At 67.8% G+C, this 24045-nt stretch carries 2 protein-coding genes and 4 pseudogenes; 4 read left to right on the top strand and 2 right to left on the bottom strand.

Features of this window, described 5'->3' with window-relative positions; translation table 11 throughout:
- A pseudogene (locus ABGB16_RS29135) lies at positions 1 to 201 on the top strand (transposase); the annotation flags it as partial.
- A 53-nt stretch (positions 202 to 254) separates the two neighbouring features.
- On the opposite strand, the pseudogene ABGB16_RS29130 reads toward ABGB16_RS29135, so the two are convergent.
- Positions 255 to 637 (bottom strand): annotated as a pseudogene (locus ABGB16_RS29130) (IS6 family transposase); the annotation flags it as partial.
- A 377-nt stretch (positions 638 to 1014) separates the two neighbouring features.
- Entirely contained in the window at positions 1015 to 19104 is an 18090-nt protein-coding gene (locus ABGB16_RS29125; RefSeq protein WP_347671293.1) for a hypothetical protein, read from the bottom strand.
- A 135-nt stretch (positions 19105 to 19239) separates the two neighbouring features.
- Here ABGB16_RS29125 and ABGB16_RS29120 point away from each other — a divergent pair.
- The 3 genes and pseudogenes from ABGB16_RS29120 to ABGB16_RS29110 all read left to right on the top strand — a co-directional run.
- Positions 19240 to 19476 (top strand): annotated as a pseudogene (locus tag ABGB16_RS29120) (IS5/IS1182 family transposase); the annotation flags it as partial.
- A 567-nt stretch (positions 19477 to 20043) separates the two neighbouring features.
- A complete protein-coding gene (locus ABGB16_RS29115) occupies positions 20044 to 21366 on the top strand; it encodes a hypothetical protein (protein ID WP_347671292.1) in 1323 nt (440 codons plus the stop codon).
- 47 nt (positions 21367 to 21413) lie between these two features.
- Positions 21414 to 24045 (top strand): annotated as a pseudogene (locus ABGB16_RS29110) (hypothetical protein); the annotation flags it as partial.

Raw genomic sequence — 24045 nt, 5'->3', positions numbered from 1 at the left:
CACGTGTTGATCTACAACGAGCGGCACGCGCTGGCCGTAGTCGGCGAGTACGTGGACCATTTCAACGACCACCGGCCGCATCAAGGGCGGCAGCAGCGGCCACCCAACCACGACCCGGCCGCCATCATCCCCATGGACAAGCCCGTACGACGCCGACGACGACTCAGCGGGGTGATCAACGAGTACCACCGGGCGGCCTGACATGATCTTCAAAATGCCAGGTCAAAGCCACTGAACGAGTTTTGGCACGGTACACGGGCCGCTGCGGCGTCCCGACGGGCCGAGACGAGCACGTCGATGACCTGACCATGCTGGTCCACGGCCCCCGTACACGTACCGCCACACCCCGCTGACCTTGACGTAGGGCTCGTCCACGAACCAACGGTCACCACGTGAGTGACGAACGAAGCGAGCGGTGTCGACCAACAGCGAGGTGAACCACTGCACCCACCGGTAGACCGTAACGTGATCCACCTCGACACCCCGCCCGACCAGCAACTCCTCCACATCCCGGTACGAGAAGGTCGAACCGCAGATACCAACGGACCGCCAGCACGATCACCTCGGGCGGGAACCGGAACCCGACGAACACCGACGCAGGCGGAGACCAGGACCGGACACGAGTCGACGACCTCACCGGCCCAGCAGACCACACCAGGCAAGCCGGAATCGATCATGCTTTCGCCCAACGCAACAGACCCACCGGGCGGCCTGAAATGATCTTCAAAATGCCAGGTCAAAGCCACTGAACGAGTTTTGGCACGGTACAGGGCCGCGCTGGCTCAACCCCGCCTAACTTAGAAGAGCGGCTCGGCGGCGAGCACCACGAGGGTCGGCAGGGCGAGCGCGGCGATCCGCCGGGGCGGCGCGACGGTGGGCGGGGCGAGGGTGGACTGGCTCATCGCCGCCGATCCTGACACGACACGCGTAAGGATCGCAACATTCTGCGCCACTTACCCGCGCATCAAGATCGCGCTCGAATCATCGATGTAGTGGCTTCACGCCGGGGCCCTGTCAGGTCGGTGGGGGTGTGGTGTCGGGTTCTTGTTTGATGGGTTTGCTGGGTGCGAAATTCTGTCCCTTGCCGTAGTCAGGGCCGTAGTCGACGATGACGATGCGATTGGGGTTGATTTCGGGGTCGAACAGGTTGTTCAGACCGAAGAGCCACATGATCTCTTGTCGGCGGATTTGGTTGTTGTTGTCGGGGATCCTGATGGTGAATTGCAGGAACACCGAGTTGGTGCGGTAGGTGTCGATTTCTGTGGTGCCGGGTTTGAGTGCGGTGTTGGCGAAAGCAATGGAGTTTGCGGCGCCTTCGGCGCTCATGACGATAACGCGCTTGCCTTGTTTTGGAGCCACAAGTCGCCGACCGCGAGACCGGCGACCACGGTGCTGGGCCAAAGGGCGGGAGGTTTCGAGGTTCACCGAATAGGCTGGGTACAGCCGGTGGGTTCCTTTCCAGGCTGCTTCTATTTGCGTATCTTCGAGTACGGCGCCGAGGTACGGGCCGAGCCCTGCAATGATGCTGCTCGGCACGAAGCCGTCGTCCAGGCCCAATCCCAACTTGTCTTCGAGTGCGTCGCGTCCGCGTTCGTGAGGTTCCAGGAGGTCTGCGGTCATGCGGATGACTTTGACTCGTGGGTTTTCCAATGATTCGCCGAGGACCAGTCGGCGCATCTCCGCTGCGACCATCTGCTCGATCTGGGGCCACAGACGCTCCATCACCTCGCCTGGCAGGGGAGGTAGCCGGGGGTCTTTCGGGTCGTTGGCGATTTTCTTCAAGGTCTGTTTGCCCGAGGTCAGGGTGGCGGTGATCAGGTGGGCGTTTTCACGGACGACGCGGTGTACCTGGCCGTTGTCGTCGGCGAAGGGTGCGAAGACCCGTCCGCGCGGGTCGTCAGCGTCGCGCCAGGGAAACGCGTCGTCCATTGCCGGGTCTGGTTGGACGCTGTCTGTGATCTCTTTCATCAGCACGAGTTCTTGGTCGGCTGATACCTCTTCGTCGTCGCGGACCCAGATGATCTTGGTCCGTCCATCATCGAGGTAATGCCGCTCTCGTGGTGTGGTGCGTGGGTCTGGGTTCAGTTGGTCGGGGTGGGGCCGCGACCTGACGGTGGCCGTCAGTCGGGCAGGCGACGAGGTCTGCGCCGCCGGTTGCTCCTGGCCGGCCTGCACCTGCCGGGGCTGGGTGGGGACCGGTGCGGATGGCGCATGGGAAGCCCCGGTGCCCTGCTGGTCGTCGTTGACGGCGGCCGCGGCGTTGTAGTGGTTGAGGATGGTCGGGTTGTTCGGGTCGGCCGCGACGTGGTACAGGTCGACCGACAGGTCGGTGTCCTCCGGGCCGTACGCGGCGCTTGTCGTCGGTTGCGCTCCCTGCCGGGGTACCCGCCAGATGATGACCCGGCGGCCGGTGGCGTGGGCCAGCAGGGGGCCGAGGAACTCCGCGGCCGGGGCGCTCCACTGCTGTTGCCAGTTGTCCACCGTTGATCGGACCACGGCGAGCTCGTCGGGTTCGAGTTGGCGGTCGGACTCGGTCAGCACGCTGACCAGATAGTTCCGGGCCGTGTCGGGGTCCAGGTTCCCCACCGGGAAGCCCTGGCCGTGTTGCGTGAGGAAGTCCAGTTGCCGCTGCGGTACGTCCGTCGGCGCGCCGAGATCCAGCGACCCGCCGGGCAGCATCGCCATGGCACGCACCGCGTCGTACCGGTGCTCGATCACGGCCGGAGGCAGCATGCTGGCGTCGGTGACGTACGTGCCGCCGTCGGTGACGTAAGGGCTGCCGTCGGTGACGTGAGGGCTGCCAAGGTATGCCAGCCAGTCCAGCACCTGCTGGTGGCTCAGGTCCGCCACCTGCTGCTCACGCTGCTCGCGGAAGTTGATCCGCTGCCTGGTCACCTCGGGGGGCAACTGCCCGGCGTTGCTGTCCAGGTACCGCCGGACGTGGGCCTGCAACAGCTTGCTCACCTGCGCGAGCGGGGATCCGGGGGGTACCTCCTCCGGGCCGACCAGCCCCACCACGCTGGTACGCACCCGGCCGGGATCGGACAGGAACTGGTCCAACTCCCCGGGCAGGTGCGGGCGCAGCACGTCACGGACCCCGATCGGATCGGTGGCGATGAAGGCGTACAGCATGCAGTACCCGTCACCCGGCACCGGCAACATCGGATCCGGGCCGGCCACCGATGCGATGGCCGGCCGCTGGACGGACCTCAACGACGACGGGTCCACAACAACATCCCAGAACGCATTGGCTGATCTTTGCGTAGCGTCAGCCTGGCCGGCCGCCTGCTGCCAACGCTCCAACGGCTGCGGCTGCGGCTGCGGCTGCGGCTCCGGCGGGGGCGGGGGGGCGGCCGGCGGAGTCCGCACTGCCGGTTGCCCCCGGTCGACCTGCGCGCTCGCCGACCTTGGCCGCTGCTGGCCCTGCGACGTGTTCCCGACCGCCGGACGGGCCCACGACCCGTCGACCGATGGGGTCCGGTCGTCTGTGTCGGGTCCGGGGACATCTACCGCGTCGTCCTGCTCTGCATGGTATGCCGCGGCTACGGATCCGGTTGACGCGGGTGTCACCGGAACAGCGTTGTCGGGGGACCCGCCGGTCAGCTGCGGCGGGTCCCCCGCCGTCCACCCGCCCGCATCCACGGCTCGGTGGGATTTGTACTCGTAGTTCTTCAGGCTGTTCAGGTCGCCCTCGGTGGGGGCCGGCAGCCACCGCCAGAACGAGCCGCCCTCCCGGTCCTTCAGGCCCTTGACCTTGATCCACGCGGCCGGCTCACCCGCAGGCGACTCGTCCGTGCGGCGGGGACCGAACCAGACCGTCGCCATCTGGCCCGCAGCGACCGCACCGACACCCCGCTTCTTGCCACCCACCGTGAACGGCAGCCGCCCTTGCGGGTCGATCGGGATCTCTTTGGTGTACCCGCCGGTCAGCTGCGGCGGTTCCCCCTTCGTCCACTCGCCCGCACGCGCGGTCCGGGGCTCGTAGGCCTGCAGCCTGTTCAGGTCCTCCTTGGTGGGGGCCGGGTCCAGCCACCGCCAGAACGAGCTGTCCTCCCGGCCGTCCAGGCCCTCGACCTCGATCCACGCGGCCGCCTCACCCGCAGGCGACTCGTCCGTGCGGGGACCGAACCGGAGCGTCGCCTTCCGGTTCGCAGCGACCGCACCGACACCCGGCCTCTTGCCGCCCACCGGGAATGGCAGCCGCCCTTGCGGGTCGATCCGAATCTTTATGGTGTACCCGTCGGTCAGCTGCGGCGGGTTCCCCTCCGTCCACTTGCCCGCATGCACGGTCCGGGGCTCGTAGGCCCGCAGCTTCTCCAGGTCGTCCTCGGTGGGGGCCGGGTCCAGCCACCGCCAGAACGAGCCGCCCTTCCGGCCCGCCAGGCTCTTGACCTTGATCCACCCGGCCAGCTCACCCTCAGGCGACCCGTCCGTGCGGGGACCGAACCAGACCGTCGCCATCCGGTACGCAGCGACCGCACCGAGACCCGGCCTCTTGCCGCCCACCGTGAACGGCAGCTGCCCTTGCAGGTCGAGCCGGACCTCTTTGGTGTACCCGTCGGGCAGCCGCGGCGGGTCCCCCTCCGTCCACTCGCCCGCATGCGCGGTCCGGGGCTCGTAGGCCTGCAGCCTCTCCAGGTCCTTTTTGGTGGGGGCCGGGTCCAGCCACCGCCAGAACGAGTCGCCCTTCCGGCCCTCCAGGCTCTTGACCTTGATCCACGCGGCCGCCTCACCCTCAGGCGACCCGTCCGGGCGGGGACCGAACCAGACCGTCGCCATCTGGTCCGCAGCGACCGAACCGACACCCGACGTGCCGCCCACCGGGAACGGCAGCCGCCCTTGCCGGCTGATCCGGACCTCTTTGGTGTCCCCGCCGGTCAGCTGCGGCGGGTCCCCCGCCGTCCACTCGCCCGCACGCACATCCCGGTTCTCGTAGGCCTGCAGCCTCTTCAGGTCCTTTTTGGTGGGGGCCGGGTCCAGCCACCGCCAGAACGAGTCGCCCTTCCGGCCGTACAGGCTCTCGACCTTGATCCACGCGGCCGCCTCACCCTCAGGCGACCCGTCCGGGCGGGGACCGAACCAGACCGTCGCCATCTGGTCCGCAGCGACCGCACCGAGACCCGGCCTCTTGCCGCCCACCGTGAACGGCAGCTGCCCTTGCAGGTCGATCGGGACCTCTTTGGTGTACCCGTCGGGCAGTTGCGGCGGGTTCCCCTTCGTCCACTCGCCCGCATGCGCGGTCCGGGGCTCGTAGGTCCGCAGCCTCTTCAGGTCCTTTTTGGTGGGGGCCGGGTCCAGCCACAGCCAGAACGGGCCGCCCTCCCGGCCCTCCAGGCTCTTGACCTTGATCCACGCGGCCGCCTCACCCGCAGGCGACCCGTCCGTGCGGGGACCGAACCAGACCGTCGCCATCTGGTCCGCAGCGGCCGAACCGACACCCGGCGTGCCGCCCACCGGGAACGGCAGCTGCCCTTGCGGGTCGATCGGGACCTCTTTGGTGTACCCGTCGGTCAGCTGCGGCGGGTCCCCCTCCGTCCACTCGCCCGCATCCACGTCCCGGTTCTCGTAGGTCTCCAGCCTCTTCAGGTCCTTTTTGGTGGGGGCCGGGTCCAGCCACAGCCAGAACGGGCCGCCCTTCCGGCCCTCCAGGCTCTTGACCTTGATCCACGCGGCCGCCTCACCCTCAGGCGACCCGTCCGTGCGGGGACCGAACCAGACCGTCGCCATCTGGTCCGCAGCGACCGAACCGACACCCGGCGTGCCGCCCACCGGGAACGGCAGCCGCCCTTGCGGGTCGATCGGGACCTCTTTGGTGTCCCCGCCGATCAGCTGCGGCGGGTCCCCCTCCGTCCACTCGCCCGCATCCACATCCCGGTTCTCGTAGGTCTCCAGCCTCTTCAGGTCCTTTTTGGTGGGGGCCGGGTCCAGCCACAGCCAGAACGGGCCGCCCTTCCGGCCCTTCAGGCCCTCGACCTTGATCCACCCGGCCGCCTCACCCTCAGGCGACCCGTCCGTGCGGGGACCGAACCAGACCGTCGCCTTCCGGTACGCAGCGACCGCACCGACACCCGGCGTCTTGCCGGCCAGCGTGAACGGCAGCCGCCCTTGCCGGTTGAGCTTGACCTCTTTGGTGTACCCGCCGGTCAGCTGCGGCGGGTCCCCCTCCGTCCACTCGCCCGCACGCACGGTCCCGTAGGACTCCAGCCTCTTTAGGTCCTTTTTGGTGGGGGCCGGGTCCAGCCACCGCCAGAGCGGGCCGCCCTCCCGGCCCTCCGGGCCCTCGACCTTGATCCACCCGGCCGCCTCACCCTCAGGCGACCCGTCCGTGCGGGGACCGAACCGGACCGTCACGTCCTGGCCGACAGCGGCCGGACCGACACCCGGCTTCTTGCCGCCCACCGTAACCGTCAGCCGCCCTTGCCGGTCGATCCGGATCTTTTTGGTGTACCCGCCGGGCAGCTCCGGCGGGTCCCCCTCCGTCCACTCGCCCGCATGCGCGGTCCGGGGCTCGTAGTCCTCCAGCCTCTCCAGGTCCTCCTCGGTGGGGGCCGGGTCCAGCCACCGCCAGAACAGGACGCCCTTCCGGCCGTCCAGGCCCTCGACCTTGATCCACGCGGCCGCCTCACCCGCAGGCAACCTGTCCTTGCGGTGACCGAACCAGACCGTCGCCATCCGCTTCGCAGCGGCCACACCGACACCCGGCGCCCTGCCGTCCAGCGTGAACGTCAGCCGCCCTACCCGGTCGACCTTGACCTCTTTGGTGTACCCGCCGGGCAGCTCCGGCGGCTCCCCCTCCGTCCACCCGCCCGCCACACCTGCTCGATCGCCTGTGCGCAGCGGCGCCGCCGCCTCGCCCAACTCGACGTCCTGGACCATCGGCTCGTGGCCGAACTCACCGGAGTCGGGCCCGCCGGGCGCTGCCGCCCGTCCCCGGCCCGCAGGCCGGCGCAGGCGCCCCTGACCGGTGCCCGCCTGCGGGCCGGCACCCTGATCGCGCCCGACGGTCCCGCTGCCGGACACCGCGACATCGACCCCGAACGCCGCCGAGACCAGATGCGGCAAAACCTGCGTCAGGCCGGGCACAGACCTCCCCCTGGACTCCAACGCCTCCCGCAACACCTCCAAGGAAGAACCGGACGGATCCAGATGACCCCGGAAATCCGTACGCTGGACGATCCGGTCAACCTCGACGGCCAGATGGTGGCGGACATCATCAATCTCCACCGTCGGCAGACCGAGCGTCCCCGCCACCTGGCCCCCCGCCCTGTTCAGCACCTGCTGGAAGAAGCCATCCCACTCCGGGGAATCCACGATCTCCGGCGGGGCCGAGGCCGTCGGCACCGACGGCGCCACGGCAACACCGTCCCCCCCGGAGGCCTCCGCGATGTGACCGGGACCGGGTGCGGCGCTCGGGCCCGGCGGCGGGGCAAACACGCGGGCCAAGTGCGGGCCCGGCACGGCGGCCTTCTCCGCCCGCTCCCGGGCCGAGGGCACGTAAGGCCCGTCACTGTCACTGTCACTGTCACTGTCGTCCATCAGGTCGTTGCCGACAGGCTCGGCCGGCGGCCTCTGGAACCTCGGCGGCACGTCGAAGCCCCTGTCCCACCACTCCTGCACGGTGGCCGGGCCCCGCGCCGCGCTGGCCGCACCCGCCGGCCGTACCGCAGGACCGTCACTGCCCACCACACCCGCGTAATGAGGCTTGAGGATCTCCACGATGTCCCCAAGATCCTCGTCGGACAAACTCCAATCACCGCCGTGCCTGTGCGGGCCCATCAGCGTCGAATCGTCCCTGTCGACAACACCCGCCCCGTGCACGACCTCATGCACGTACACCCCAGGATCTTCACCCGCCGCCCAACGACGCTGATCCGTCCCGCTACCCTCGGCAACGACCGTGACCTTCTGATGGGCCAGAGCCTCATCAGCCACGAACTGCACTTCCCACCGCAGCGTCTTGCCGACCTCCGGCAACACCGCCGGCTTACCGTTCAACTCGGCGATACCGTCCAGAGTGTCCTGCTTCACCTGCGCCACCGCGTCCGGCGGACCCTCCACAAACAACCGCCGCCGAATAACCCACTCATCCCCCGGAACCAGCGCAAACCGCACCGCGATCCGCTCACCACTATCCGGCAGCCGCCGCACCCCACCCCGGCTGACCTCAAACGCGTCGACGAAACCCGGCTTACCGCGGCGGTCCACATCACGCTTCGGCCGCCACCGCTCCGCATCAATCTCGACCGCCTCCACCGAGCCTCGCGCCGTGGCGGCTTCCGCCGCACTCGACGCGGCTACCGTGGATACGGCCACGCCGGCCAGATCCCCGGCGTCGACCGCAGTGTCAGAGCCGGCCGGAGGAGCCCATTCCTCCGGTACGACACCCAGCGTGGGCGAGTAGTCGGACCCGGACAGGCTCAGATCCGGGTCCTCCGGAAGCGGACCGAGCTCGGCGTCGGTCGGGTCCAGCGCGGTGTTGCGCCGGGTCGGGGGCACCAGAATGCTGGCGATCGAGCCCGACAGGCTGCCCGCCGGGCCTGTGTTCAGGTTCGACAGGCTGGTCGTGAGATCGACGAACGAGGATTCACTACCCGACCACTCCCGGTTGTTCCGCGCGTACTCGAGTACGGCCAGCATCTGGTCCAGCCGGGCCAACGGGTTGTCGACGGTCTGGCTCTCCCACGCCATCGTCAATTTCCTGGTGAGGCTCTCCGGGCTCTCCATGACCTCGGGCTGGTTCGCGTCCGACACCACGAAGATGTAGTTGCTGTCCCTCCGTCCGAGCGGCGGGAGCTCGGGAAGCGAGTCCTGCAGACCGATCCGGTTGTACTCCTCCCGGCGGTAGGAGAGCTGTTCGTAGAGCTGTTGCTGGCGCTCGTCGAAGGTTTTCGAGGTCTTGCCCTTTTCGAGCTTCGGGACCCGCTCGTCGTAGGACCCCTGGGAACGGACGACGTACTCGCCCGCCCTCGCGATCTTGGTCTTTTTCTCGTCGACGAACTCCCACGCGACGACACGCAGGCCCTCGATCTCGCGCCGGTCGACCTTCTCGAAGAGGATCTTCGCCTCGGTGTTGTGCAGGACGCTCGGTATCATCACCCCCCGGTACACGTGGGCGTCGATCATCCCGTCGGTGACTGCCACGAGCTGGTGGGAGAACTGTTCCCACATGCGGTTGAAGCCGGGCGGGTAATTGAAGAAGCTGCCGGTGCCGAGCATGATGTTGTCGAAGATCTGCCCACCGGGCGTCGCCTCGAGCATCCGATTGCCGCTCTGCTCGGTGATCCGTTCGGCGACGGCGGGGCCGATCTTGCCCCAGAGGGCGAGCCTCGACCGGAACTGCTCCACGGCTTCTGGGAACTGGACCTCGAAGTCGCTGTCGTGCTGGTGGTTGAACCACCACTTGGCCGGGACGGAGAAAGCGTGGTTGTCCGCCATCAACTGCGCTAACGGGGCGACCCGGTCAGAGCCGAACCGCTTGACCACCTCAGCGTCGATCTCGTCGTTGGTCCGACCCTGAGCTTTCAGCCGGAGCTCGAACTTCATCTGTTCCTTGAAGCCCTCGTAGGCGGCTTTCAGGTCGCGGTTGTTCCACAGCTTTTCGTAGCGGGACATGCGGAACTCGATTTTGTGCCAGTCTTCTTTGGCCTTCCGGAAGTCGATCGTCGAGCCCTGCGGGGGAAGGTCATCGTACGAGGAACTCTCCGACGAGGAGACCCGACCGAGGGAATGCCCCGATCCGTCGTCGTCCTCGGCAACGAGGGTGTCGTGGGGGCCGGAGGTGGCATCTCCAGAGTCGGCCGGGCCCCATTCCATCGCTGCCGGCCGCCCCGGCAACGAACGGGACGACACGTCCAAAGACTCAGACCCAGACTCAGACCCGGACTCAGACCCGGACGACCCCACCGGCCGTGGCGCCAACGTGGGAGCCGCGAACGGTTCAGCCACCGCCCGGATCTGGTCCTTCTCCCGCTCCGTGAACCCAGGCTTACGGTGATGATCCTCACCGGTCAGATCCTCACCGGCCGGCCTGGTCTCCCTCAGGAGATTCTTGGGCGACCAAGGGTGCTTAATCCCCAGTAAATGCCCGAACTCATGCCCTAACCAGTCAGGAGCAAGCTCCGCAAGCCAATGTAATATCTCGATCCGACCCGCCGACTTATCTTTACTGACCCACACATTCCTGCTCTTCTTCAGAGCATCACCAAAAGGACTCAGCCGCACCGCCGACCGGACCTCGCTGGACACCGGATCGAACACCACCTCGACCCGCGGCCCACCCCCAACCCCCACAGCCCGGTTCGTCTCCACCACCCACTGCTCAACCGCACCCAACGTGCCCAGAATCGCAGTCTCCGTCACATCCGCATCAGGCTCCAAACGCAGACGGAACACCGCCGTCCCCGACCCACGATGCCACCAATAATCGACGTAGACCCGCTCCCCCGCATCCTTCCCCGCATGCTCCACCCGGAAAGGACGAGCCTCCCCCGGCGTCGGCACCAACCGCAACGAATCCTTACCCTGCCAGGTGAACCGATCAGTAAACACATGCGTCATCTCGTCCCAAGCAGGCAAACCTGCCGAACTCCGATACGACACACGCCAACCACCCTCAACCCACTCCACCGACGGCTCCACACCCGCCGCCCACCCCGACCGCAACACACCCTTCCCACCACCCGAAGACGAACCACCCCCCACAGGACCCCACTCAAACGCCGCCGCACCACCAGGCAACGACCCACCCTCGGAACCCGACTCACCCTCGGAACCCGAGTCACCCTCGGAACCCGACTCATCCCCGGCGCCCGGGCCCTGCCCGATGCTCGGACCCTGCCCGGTCGGCTCAGGTGCCCCCTCGGCTTGCGGGCCAAGCAGGGTGACTTCCTTCAGCTGGCCGAGCTTTTCAATGAGCTCACCGAACTTATCGATCTTCATGCCCGTGTTGATGAGCCGGTAGGCGTGTCGGTTTTCGTCGTCGACCAGCGGCGCCCTGACCACGACGAAAACGCCGATTGCCGATGCGGGCAGCCGCGGCCACTTCCCTACCCAGAAGATGACCTCCGCCCCGGCGGCGACCTGCACCTCCTCCCCACCGAACGTCAAGTCCCCCTTACCATTCTTACTGTTACCAACAGCACGATCCAGGGGGTGGGGCAAGTTAAATTGCGACCCAATTTTGCCTTTGTAAGCCACTGAGTCGGAAAGATTCCACAGATTCTCCAGCTCCCACAGCACTTTTCCGGACGCGAAGGTCCCGCGGATGTCGTCCACGGTGGGAGCGGGGTTGAGCACTTCCACGTACAGGTATTGTTCGGCTCCGCCGACCGTGGCCGAGATTGCCGCGACCATCATGGGTCGACCAATGGCGTCAAACCCGGCTCTGTAAACAATCCGTTCCATCGTGGGAAAGTCGAACGAACCTCCACCGGCCACGATGCCTGGCGGGATTTCGGGCTGGCGGGCATTGGCCCCCCCGACACCCCCGCCGAGGTGTAGGCCCAATCGCCTACCACCCGATCGCCTATCATTGTGCTTTCTTAGGGACGTCGTGGAGCGGTAGGACTCGACGAACAATGGGCGATCGGTTGTCCACGCCCGGCCGGGTGCCATCGTCTTCAGAACTTTCAACTCGTCGGCAGTGAACTCGCGGTCGATCCTTCGGAAGATGGCGCTTTCGGTGCCGTCGGGCGCGGTGTACCGGATTTCGACAAAACCGGCACCACGCCTTCTCCCAATCTTCCCGAAAGTGACATCGACCTCATCACCCGGGCGAACAAGCCCATCGATCCCATCGAGACGCACCTCCTGGCCGGCCAGCCAGATGCTCAACCCGGGCACCGGACGAGTGAACCCCGATATCTCCGGGTCATGCCGCACCGGGGTGGCCGGGACGCGAATGGTGAATTGGGCGGCGAGATTACTTGGGCGCTGGTCTTCCCAGCCGCCCTGGTCCTTGAGATTGCGCAAGTATCGGAGGTGTGCGTCGAGTTCCCGGACCTGACTGTACGGGAAGGATCCTTGACGGATGACCGCGAGGTCACGCCGGAAGCCATTTTCCAGGATACGCGAGTAGGCGCTGTCGCGATTCTTCTCCGCCTTGGCGACCGCATTTTGCAGCAGACCACGCGTCGACTCGAACACCCCATCCAGTTTCCGCCGCGTGCTGGGATCTATCGCTTCCTGGGGGAAGCCCGCAGCGATCTGGTCGGCGATGCCGGAACCGTCTTCGGCACGGGGTTTGACGAGGAAGTAGGCGCCCTTCCACCACAGGACCTGTTCCGGGACGACACCGTCACCCGGCCGCGGGCCGATGCGGTACGGGGCACCGAACGGATGATGGACCTGCATCGGCCGGGACAACTTCTCGGCCGCCACATGGAAAGGCACAAGCGTGAGTTCGTGAACCCCGCCACCTACGACCTTTTGGAGCCAGTTCCGGTGCAGCGCCTCCCGCTCCTTCTTCTCCGACACGCCCTCCGGATACGGAAGAATCTCCCTGAACCTCGACTCGGTACCCCGGGCGAGGTCGTCGGCCAACTCACGAATCACCCACGCACGCAGTCCATCCAGGCTGCGGACCTTCAACTTCGCCAACTGGTTCCCAAAGGCGTCCAACACCGGCTGAAAGACCCCGGCCACCCCCATGTCAAACCGCCGAGGGTCGACGTCGAACACCTTGAGCACCCACTCCTCGAAGAGTGTCGCCTGGTCACTGGACACCACGGCCGACAACGTGGTGATCGCCTCAGCCACCTCCTGCTCCGGCTCCGGCTCCGGCCAATCCGATATCGACATATCGAGCAATACCGGCGAGTCATCCCTCAGGGCAGAGCTCTCCGGGCCAACACCAGACCGCTCACCGCCCGTCGAACCGAACGGCTGATTGCCGTGCGGAGCGCCAGGGCCGGCCGGGCGCCGTTCCAACGCCGGCCCACGTCGACGGCGCGGCCTCCGTGGCCCATCATCGGCGCGCCCACGACGCTTCGAGGTTGGCCCAGTCTCCGACTCGGCTGGCACGTGCCCACGCAGTCTCCGGAGCGTTCCCATGAGCTCAGCGAACTTATCGATCGTCGTCCTCGTGTTTAAGAGCCGGTAGGCGTGTCGGTTATTGTCGCCGGCCAACGGCGCCTTGACCACGACGAAAACGCCGAGTTCCGATGCGGGCAGCCGCGGCCACTTCCCTACCCAGAAGGTGATCGGCGTCCCAACGGCGACCTGCACCTCCCCCCCACCGGTCAAGCCCCCCTTACCAACAACAGTCTCCAGGGGGTAGGGCAATCTATTCCCCGCCCTAATTTTGTCTTTGAAAACTTCCGAGTCGGAAAGATTCCACCGATTCTTCAACTCCCACAGCACTTTTCCGGGGAAACCGCCGATGTCGTACGCGGTGGGAGCGGGCTTGACCACTTCCACGTACAGGTCCTGTTCGGCTCCGCCGACCGTGGCCGAGATTTTCGCGACCACCATGGGTCGACCAATGGCGTCAAACCCGCTCTCGAAACGAATTCGGTTCATCTCGGGAAAGTCGAATTCACCGCCGTCAACCATGATGCCTGGCGGGACAGTGGGTTTGCGGCCGTGGACCCCGACACCCCCGCCGAGCGATATCCTCAATTGCCTATTGAATATGGACGTCGTGCTGCGGTAGGACTCGCCGAACAATGGGCGATCGGTTGTCCACGCCCGGCCGGGTGCCATTCTCTTCAGAACCTTCAACTCGCCGGCAGTGAACTGGCGGCCGATCCTTCGGAAGATGGCGCTTTCGGTGCCGTCGGGCGGGGTGATTTCGACAAAGCCGCTACCCAATGCCCCAAAATCCTCAAAAGTGACATTGACCTCATCGCCCCGGACGGCAAGCCCAGCGACAAACTCCCGATGCGGCGGCTGGCCGTCCGCCAGCCGGATGCTCAACACTTGCGCTGGAGGGGTGAACTCCGACATTTCCGTGGCCGGGACACGGATGGTGAATGGGTCGTGGAGGTCCGTTGGGCGCTGGTCTACCCAGCCGCCCTGGGTCTTGAGCTTCTTGAAGTATTGGAGGTGTTCGGCGAGTTCCTGAACCTGCCTGTGGGGGAAGGTGAGGCGTCGACGGATGTCCGCGAGGTTACGCTGGAAGGTGTTTCCCAGGATACGCCAGTAGGTGCTGTCGGGATTCTTCTCCTCCGCATTGGCGATCGCCTTTTGCAGCAGATCACGTGTCTTCTCGAACTCCCCATCCAGTTTCTCCTGGTCGCTGGGGTCTATCTTTGCCTGCGGGAAGCCCGCATCGATCTGGTCGGCGATGCCGGTACCGTCTTCGGCACGAGGTTCGACGAAAGAAAGGTAACCGTTCTCCAAGAACAGAACCTGTTTCGGGGTGACACCGTCACCCAGCGGCGAGATGATGTCGTGCGGGGCACCGAACCCATGATGGACCCGCATCGACAGGGGCAACCCCCCGGCCAACACATAGAGAAGCACATCCCGCACTTCATGACCCGAATCGACCTCTCCTATCTTGTGGTACCAGACCCGATGCAGGGCCTCCCGCTCCTGCTCCGACACGCCCTCCGGATACGGAAGAATCCCCCTGAACCTCGACTCGTCACCCCGGGCGAGGTCGTCGGCCAGCTCACGAATCACCCACGCACGCAGTCCATCCAGGCTGCGGACCCCCAACTCCGCCAACTGTTCCCCGTAGGCGTCCAACACCTGCTGAAGGAAGGGCCCGCCCCCCACGCCGAACTCCCGAGAGTCGACGTCGAACACCTCGAGCGCCCACTCCTCGAAGCGCCTCCTGGGCACCACAGCCGACAACGCGGTGATCACCGCGTCCACCTTCTGGGCCAAGCCCGACGCGACATCGACCTCCGCCAGCGGCACCGCCGAGCCATCCGCCGGCGCCAGCGCTGCCGACGAGCCCGGGAACCCGACCGGCGCACCGTCCGCCGACGGCAACGCCGAGCCACGCGCCGGTGGCGTCCCTGGCTCACCCGTCGAAAATTCAGGCGCCGGCGTCGGCGCTGCCGGCGAGCCCGAGGACCCGACCGCATCGTCCGGCGCGCGGTTCTCCGACGGCAACCCCATGACGAATGCCGACGGATCCATCCCTGACGACAGCCAGTCCTGGAACCCGCCCGGCGGCGCATCGTCCTCTGGCGGCGGCAACGCCGACCCAGGCGCCAGTGGCACCCCTGGCCCCTCCGTCGAAAATTCAGGCACCGGTGCCAGCGCTGGCGACGAGCCCGGGAACCCACCCGCTCCGCCGGTCTCCGTCCCCAGCTCCAGTAAAGCCCATGATCCCTGCACCTCGAACAATTCCGGATCACCGTCGGTAAAAACCAGGTCATGATCAGGCTGCTCTGCCGGCCCATCATCTAGACGCTGACGCTTCGGGGTCGGCTCAGTTCCCGACTCCGACCGCGGCGACTCCGACCGCGGCGACTCCGAGCCAAGCGCCAGTGGCACCCCTGACCCCTCGGGCAAAGATTCAGGCGCTGGCGGCGAGCCCGGGAACCCGCCCGCTCCGTCGGTCTCCGTCCGCAGGAAATCCGGGAGATCCCATTCCGTTGGTGTCGCGATATCGCCCTCTGCCAGATCGTATGCGGGGGGCGGGGCAGAAAGCGTCGGGCCAACACCAGACGGGTCAGCTTCCGCACCGGACGGCCGATCGCCGGGCGGAGCGTCAGAGGGGGAGGTGGTGTCCGTCTGCATGGCGTGGGACGGGCCGCGGGGTGTGCTGGTGGAGGCGAGCAGGATGGCGCTGGGGTCGGTGCCGGTCGTGGTGATCGGTTGGGGGTGTGCGGTGGTGTGGTCGGCTAGGAGGTTGGTGATGGTGGTGGGTCGTCCGGTGTTGTCGAACGCGGCGAGTCGGGTGCTGGATGCGAACAGGTGTCGCAGCCACGGGTCCCGGGTCGGGTCGGGTGGTTCGGGTCGGTCCTCGGCGCCGGGCACCAGGCCGTCGCGCACCTTGATGGTCGGTGGGCCGGGTGGTCGTGGGTCGCTGTGGAGGGCGAAGACGTGTTGTTCCTCGTTCGGTGGCGCGATCCTGACCACGACCATCGAGCCCGGTGCCGCCTTGAGCGCGGCGAGTACGTCCTCTGCTGCGACTCCGTCGGGGTGGGCGACGGGGTGGGCGACGCGTTCGGGTGTCGCGTCGAGGATGTCCAGGAGTTGTTCCCAGCTGGTGGTGGGTGCGAGTCGGCCGTCGGGTCCGAGGATCCGGTCGTCGGATACCGCCCGGTTGCCGAGCCGTTTGTATTGGGTTCTGAAGGCGTCGAGGGTGGCCTGGACGCACCACCACCACGGGTCGTGGCTGTTGCCGGGGCCCGCCTGTGTCTGATCGATCCAGTCGGCGACCCGCTGCGCGGACTCGGCCGCCGTGACGGCCGGCCCGGTCGCCGCGGCCGCCGGTTCCGTTGCCGTGCTGGCCGGGTCGCGACTGGTCGGTTCGTCCAGTGCGGAGATCTCACTGACCGTGAAGGTGTCGTCGGGCCTGTTATCGCGGCTGAACACGTCGTCGCCGGAGACGGACATCTCACTGACCGTGAAGGTGTCGTCGGGCCTGCCATCGCGGCTGAAGATGCTGTCGTAACCGGAGACGGACGTGTCATTGACCGACGTCCTGTCGCTGGTGTGGTCGTGGTGCGGCGTGCCGTCGGTGCGGGGGGCAGCGCCACCGGGCACCGTACTGCGGGCGCCGGCCGCATCCGGCGTGCCGGACGTGCCCGGCGTGCTGGCCGTACCCGAAGTGCCCGGCATGCTGGGCATAGCCGGCGTGTTGGGCATAGCCGGCGTGTTGGGGGTGGCGGGCGTGGCGCTGCCGGCGGCCTGCGCGAGGACCTGGTGGTATCCATCCACCCAGTCCCGTCGGAACGATTCGGCGAAGGGGCCGAGGCGGGCCGGCTTGCCGCCGTACTGGTCGGCCAGGTCGGCGAACTGTTTGTCTGCCAGCCTGGTCGCTGCTGCGGTGTGCTGCTCGGGAGTCACCGGCACCGGCGGCGCGTCGGTACGCCGGTTTGCCGGGGTGTCCGCCGGGGACGCGATGGTGTGCGCTGCGGTGGTGTGCGGTGCGGTGGTGTCGGGGATGGCCGCGGCCGTGAAACGGGCGGGCAGGTCGGTGACCACCTGCCGGACCACGTTCGCCACGGCGTTGACCTGCCCGGCGCCGGGACTGGCCGCCGCGGCGGCCAGCGCGGTGAGTGGTGCGGTGGGTAGTGGGGTGGCGCCGAGGATCGGGGCGAGGCTCCGGGCCACATGGTCCCGCACGGCGCTCTCGACCGCCTCGATCGCGGCGGCGGACGGCACCGCCGCCCCGGCGCCTGCCGGCACGCCGGCGCCTGTCGGCACGCCAGCGGCCGACGGCGTGCCAGCGGCCGACGGCGTGCCGGGGCCTGTCGGCGTGCCGGGGCCTGTCGGCGTGCTGGGGCCTGTCGGCGTGCTGGCGGCCGTCGGTAGGCCGGCGGCGAACTGGTCGATGTGGTGTTGGGCGGCCAGGTGCGCGGTCGCGCGCAACGCCTGCCGGTCGAACTCCGCCCGCAACGCGGCGACAACCTGCTCCGGACGTACCGCCGCCGGGACCTGCCCGCCCGCCGGGACCGTCCCCGCGAGCGTTTCGGTGATCCGGGCGACCGCCTGCTCCCGGACACCGAACAGGAACTGGCTGGTGAGGGCGGTGGCGGGCAGACCGACCTGAGACAGGAAAGCCGGGACGGCCGGGTCATTCTGCCGGGCCTCGGCCCACTCGGTGAACACCTGCTCGACCGGCACGGGAAGCGCGGCCAGGAACTGCCGTGCCTGCACGGTCCCGGCCAGCAGCCCACCGTAGCGGTCTGCAAGTTCCTGCTGGAACCGATGCCACTGCTCGACCACCGGCACACCAGCTGCCACAACCCACTCCGGCGCCGGCGCAGCCGGCACCGACAGGTTCGACACCGACGGCACCGACCACAACGGCACCGACGGGTCCAGCTTCGGCGCGGGCAGGTTCAGCTTCGGCGTGGGCATGTTCACTACCGGCAGCGGCGGCGGGGTGGGCGGCGGGGTGGGCGGCAGGGCCTGCGTGCCGGCAGCCACGGCCTTCGGATCGTCGACCCCGGTCTGGTAGCCCGTGGACGGGTCCCCACCAACCGGTGTCGACGCCACCGGCATGACCGGCCTTCCGTCCGGCGTGAAGTCGATGCGAGGCACCTGCACCCGGGGCTGCATCATGGCGCGACTCAACAGGAACCCGAGCACGCTCGCGGCCGACCCCCCCGCCCCCGACAGCGCCCCGGAAAGAAGATCCGCACCAAGATTGTCGAAGTCGTAGTACCCCTCGACCATCAAGCTGGCACCGATACCGAAGAGCCCCTCCCCGCCGGTCTCCAGCACGGGCCGCGTCAGCAGATCGGTCAACAGAATCTTGGTGGCGTCCGACACGCCCAGCTTGCTGACAGCGCCGGCGACAGCGCCGGCGACCTTACCCAACGCCGGCCCCGCCACCGTGCTGAGGAACGCCACCGCCCCCGCGTACGCCGCCTGCTTACCGACCGCCGACCAGTTCACCCCGGACTGCAGACCGTCGGTCATCATCGACACCTCGGCCAGCAGCGCAGAACCCGGCATGAACAACATCTGCATAGCCGTGCTGCTCGCCGCCGAGCGGACCAACGCCGAACGCAGGATCGCCTGGATGATCGACCGTGTCTGGGCGACGTGTGCCGCCGCCCCCACCGGATTCCAGAACCACATCGCGAAGGCGACGGCGAACTCGGCCTGCATGAAGCTGAACATGGCGATCGCCAGACGCTTGCCCTTCTCCGTCTCGAGGAAGAAATTCTTCTCCGCCTCGATCACGGCGAGCAGCAGGTCGGCCGTCTCGGCCATCTTCTTCACGAACGGAACGGTCTGGGCCACGAACCGGTCGAAGACCTCGCCCTCTCCCGCCTCCCCGACCGCCTTGATCGTCTGCTCCAGCAACGGACCAAGCACCGTACGCACCCGATGCTCCAGCACCTCGGCCGTGCCGATGTCCTGCCACAACAGCGGCAGCTTCGCCCGGGACAACTTCATCCCGGTGAACCCTTCCAAAACCCGCATCGAGCTCTCAGGGAGCTCAACGGTCGGAACGGCGGCGGCCAACGCGCAACGCTCCTTCCCCGCCCCGGATCAGCCGCGCTGACCGCCGCTCATGCCCGGAACCAAATGAAGGCCGGTCTCCTCCGGGTTGACCCCGATACGGTGATGGAGGCCCTGCTCACCGCCCGCAGGCCGACCGGCGAGATCGCCCGCAAGGGCGTCAAAGCCCCGGTCCAGGCCACCCGGCGGTGGCACACCGAGCCCACGAACGCCTGGCACAACGCCTTCAACCGGCTACAACACTGCTACGAACGCAAAGAAGACGCGGCCAACCCTCACGTCGACCTCGCCGACGCCATCGTCACCATCCGCAGCCTCATCCGTCAGGCACGGATCCTGTACCGGTGGGACACCCGCCCCACCCACCGACCATGAAGGCCACCCACCTACGCGACCTCCCAGCCAGTTGACCGAAAATTCCGAGCACGATGATCCCCCCAGCAACCCCACCCGCCGCGCCAGAACACCCTCACTCAAGGGCGTCATTTCACCCATGACGCCGCCCGCATCCCGGCCCGCAGTCCCTCGGCGCCCAACACGCTCATCCCCTCACCCCCAGCTATCTCACGGCCAGGCCGTAGCAGCGGGTTCACTACGCGCAACAACGTTCAACGGCCCCGGCACCCGCGGCGTTCATCCCCCACCGACACAAGGCCCGGGAACGGCTGGGATACGTAGCCAGCCAGTGCTCCGCCGGAGGCAGCTGGCGTGGGCGTGGCTGGGAAGCATCCGCTGGCTCCGGGTTCGCGGCTTACACAAACCAGTTGCCTCCTCGGGCCAGTCCCGGGCCAGGGTCGAATCCCGGCTCACGAACTGAACTGAAGTCTCTTACGCGCGCCGACCGGCTCGTAGTCGATGGAAATCGTGAACCAGTCCGGAAAGCGATTTTCACCCAATCTCCCTGGGTGAGGGTATGACCACCACCGACAAAGGGAGAAAGCGATGAAGAGCCACGGTGCGATCGTGAAGCGGTGCGGCTGCCTGGACCCAGCCACCGGGCGGACGCTGGGCAAAAGCTGCCCGAGGCTGCCGGAGCCTGACCATGGAAGTTGGTATTTCCACTGCTCGACCAGGAATCTGCTCGGACAGGCGGAGCGGGTACGTCGTGGTGGGTATGCGTCGGAGGCGGCCGCGCGGCAGGCCCGCGACGAGCTCCTGATCCTGTCTCGCGAGCAGCAGGCCGGCTGGTCGTGGACGGTCACCCGGTGGTTGCGGTACTGGCTGTCGACCAGGACCCGGATCCGGCCGACGACCAGGATGCACTACACGCGCGATGTCGAGCGTTTCCTCGTCCCCCACGTCGGACACCTGATCCTCGGTGATCTGACGTCGCGGCAGCTCAACGCGGCGTTCACGCAGATCGCCGCCACCCGCAACCGATCCGGCCAGCCACAGACGCCGTGCACGTTGCGGCACGTCCACACCACGCTGCGCGCCGCGCTCAACGCCGCCATCCGGGAGGGCCTCATCGTGGACAACCCCGCCCGACGAGTGGAACTACCCGCCCAGGAACGCCCTCTCGCGCGGCTGTGGACCGAGAACAGGGTCGCCGAATGGGAAGCCACCGGCGAGCGGCCGTCCGTCGCCGTCTGGACACCAGTCCAGCTCGCCGCCTTCCTCGACTACGTCCACGACGACAACCTGTTCGCCCTGTGGTGGCTGATCGCCCTACGCGGCCTGCGCCGCGGCGAAGCCGCCGGCCTGCGCTGGACCGAGATCGACCTCCAGACCCGCCAACTATCGATCGTGCGGCAACGCACCACCGCCGGCTACGACGTCCACGATCGGAGATGGTCGTCCGGTGATTACGCCACCGGCCCCCACGCGGCGGGTCCGCTGGCAGCAACGGCGCCAGCAGCACCCACTCGTCATCGGTCAGTTCATGCCGTCGCGACACGCCAATCTATCTACCGGACCGACCCTCGAAGATCCACGAGACACGCCCTAACCAAGATCGCCGGAAACACCGTTGGCGAGACAGCCCCCACCCTGCCAGTCCGGGAGGCCTGTTCGCCCGTGCCGCGCGTCTGGATGTGTGGTGGCTCACGTGTGGGTGGGGATGGCTCGTGTCGCCGATTTCGACTACCGTCGCTTTACGGTGATGGGTTAGTGGCTCTCGGTGATCGACATCTTGGGTGGCGGTGGAGGGCGTCGGTCGGGTTGCGGGGCGGGGAGTTGAGGCCTCGGCCGCCGGGTGGGGGCAGTGCCGAGGTCATCGCCGACGAGGTGGTCGGGGGCTGGGTGGCGGTCGGCGCGGTTGACTGATCCGCACTGGGTGCCCCTGATCCGGGGCGGGAAGGGAGCGTTGCGCGTTGGCCGCCGCCGTTCCGACCGTTGAGCTGCCCGAGAGCTCGATGCGGGTTTTGGAAGGGTTCACCGGGCTCAAGTTGTCCCGGGCGAAGCTGCCGTTGTTGTGGGGTGACATCGGCACGGCCGAGGTGCTGGAGCATCGGGTGCGTACGGTGCTTGGTCCGTTGCTGGAGCAGACGATCAAGGCGGTCGGGGAGGCGGGAGAGGGCGAGGTCTTCGACCGGTTCGTGGCCCAGACCGTTCCGTTCGTGAAGAAGATGGCCGAGACGGCCGACCTGCTGCTCGCCGTGATCGAGGCGGAGAAGAACTTCTTCCTCGAGACGGAGAAGGGCAAGCGTCTGGCGGTGGCCATGTTCAGCTTCATGCAGGCCGAGTTCGCCGTCGCCTTCGCGATGTGGTTCTGGAATCCGGTGGGGGCGGCGGCACACGTCGCCCAGACACGGTCGATCATCCAGGCGATCCTGCGTTCGGCGTTGGTCCGCTCGGCGGCGAGCAGCACGGCTATGCAGATGTTGTTCATGCCGGGTTCTGCGCTGCTGGCCGAGGTGTCGATGATGACCGACGGTCTGCAGTCCGGGGTGAACTGGTCGGCGGTCGGTAAGCAGGCGGCGTACGCGGGGGCGGTGGCGTTCCTCAGCACGGTGGCCGGGCCGGCGTTGGGTAAGGTCGCCGGCGCTGTCGCCGGCGCTGTCAGCAAGCTGGGCGTGTCGGACGCCACCAAGATTCTGTTGACCGATCTGCTGACGCGGCCCGTGCTGGAGACCGGCACGGAGGGGCTCTTCGGTCTCGGCTCCGAGGGGATGGTGCTGGGGCACGTCAACCTCGATAATGTCGGTGCGGATCTTGTTTCCGGGGCGCTGTCGGGGGCAGGGGGGTCGGCCGCGAGCGCGCTCGGGTTCGTCTTGAGTCGCGCCGTGATGCAGCCCCGGGTGCAGGTGCCTCGCACCGACTTCACGCCGGACGGAAGGCCGGTCATGCCGGTGGCGTCGACACCGGTTGGTGGGGACCCGTCCACGGGCTACCAGACCGGGGTCGACGATCCGAATGCTGTGGGTGCCGGCACGCAGGCCCTGCCGCCCACCCCGCCGCCCACCCCGCCGCCGCGGCCGGCGTCGAACCTGCCCACGCCGCCGCCCACGCCGCTGAGCCTGGAGTTGCCCACGCCGAGCCTGGATCCGTCGGTGCCGTCGTGGTCGGTGCCGTCGTGGTCGGTGCCGTCGTGGTCGGTGCCGTCGTGGTCGGTGCCGGGTGCGCCGGCGCCGGAGTGGGTTGTGGCAGCTGGTGTGCCGGTGGTCGAGCAGTGGTATCGGTTCCAGCAGGATCTTGTGGATCGCTACGGTGGGCTGCTGGCCGGGGTGGCTCGGGCGGGCAAGAGAATGGCTGCGCTTGCCGTGCCGATCGAGCGGGTTTTCGCCGGGTGGGTCGACGCCCGGCAGGGTGATCCGACTGTTCTGGCTTTCCTGTCTGCGGTCGGTCTGCCGGGTACCGCGCTCACCGAGGGGTATCTGACGGGTGTCCGGGAGCGGGCGGTGGCCCGGATGGCAGAGGCGTTGGCGTCCGCGGGTGAGCAGATCCCGGCCGAGGTGTGGTCGGAGCAGGTGATCGCCGCGCTGCCGGCGGCGTTCGACCGGCAGGCGTTGCGCGCGATCGCGCACCTGGCCGCCGAACACCACATCGACCAGTACCTCGCCGCTGGCACGCCGACAGGCCCCGGCACGCCGACAGGCGCTGGCACGCCGGGGGGCGCCGGCGTGCCGGCAGGTGCCGGGGCGGCGGTGCCGTCCGCCGCCGTGATCGAGGCGGTCAAGAGCGCCGTGCGGGACCGGGTGGACCGAATCCTCGATGCGATCCTCGATACCTCCGCACTGCCCGCTGTGGTGGCCGGTCCCGACGCCGCGCAGGTGAGCGCCGTGGCGAACGTGGTGCGGCAGGTGGTCACCGACCTGCCCGCCCGTTTCTCGGCCGCGGCCATCCCCGGCGCCCCCGCACCGGCCGCCAACTGGGCTGCCGTCGACGTTCCAGAAAGCGGGCGCGCCGGCGCGCCGACCGTGCCGATAACGCCCGAGCAGCACACCGCAGCCGCGACCAGGCAGGCAGAAACCCAGTTCACCGCCCTGGCCGACCAGTACGGCGTCGATCCGGCCAACCCCCTCGCCGAATTGTTCCGACGGGACTGGGTGGATGGATACCACCAGGTACTCGCCCAGGCCGCCGGCAGCGCCACGCCCGGCACGCCCGGCACGGCTGGGACGCCGGGCACGCCGGACACGGCCAGCGCCCGTAGCACGGTGCCGGCTGGCCCTGCCTCCCGCGCCGATGACACGCCGATCCACCACAACACCAACACCAACGCCAACGCCAGCGCCAGCGACAGTGACATGTCTGTCTCCAGCGACGGCGTGTTCAGCAACCTCGACACCAGCGACACGATTTCGATCAGTGACGTGTCCTTGCCGGACGAGTCGCTTGGTGGGGTGCCGGGTAAGCACGGTCTCAGCGACGCGGAGTCGTCGCGGGATGAACCGGTCAGTGGCGACCCCGGCAGACACGGCGAGCCGGCTGTCGCGGCAACCGGGCAGGCCGTTGCGGCAACTGGGCAGGCCGTCGGGATGTTCGAGTCCGGGCAGCGGGTCG

Origin of the sequence: Micromonospora sp. B11E3 (assembly GCF_039871625.1) — a bacterium.
Lineage (GTDB): Bacteria > Actinomycetota > Actinomycetes > Mycobacteriales > Micromonosporaceae > Micromonospora.
The sequence above is the reverse complement of the archived record's forward strand: the minus strand, read 5'-3'. Positions and strand labels throughout refer to the sequence as shown.

Coding starts and splice junctions, on each gene's coding strand:
- ABGB16_RS29115 (WP_347671292.1), top strand. CDS start 20,044: ATGAAGAGCCACGGTGCGATCGTGAAGCGGTGCGGCTGCCTGGACCCA.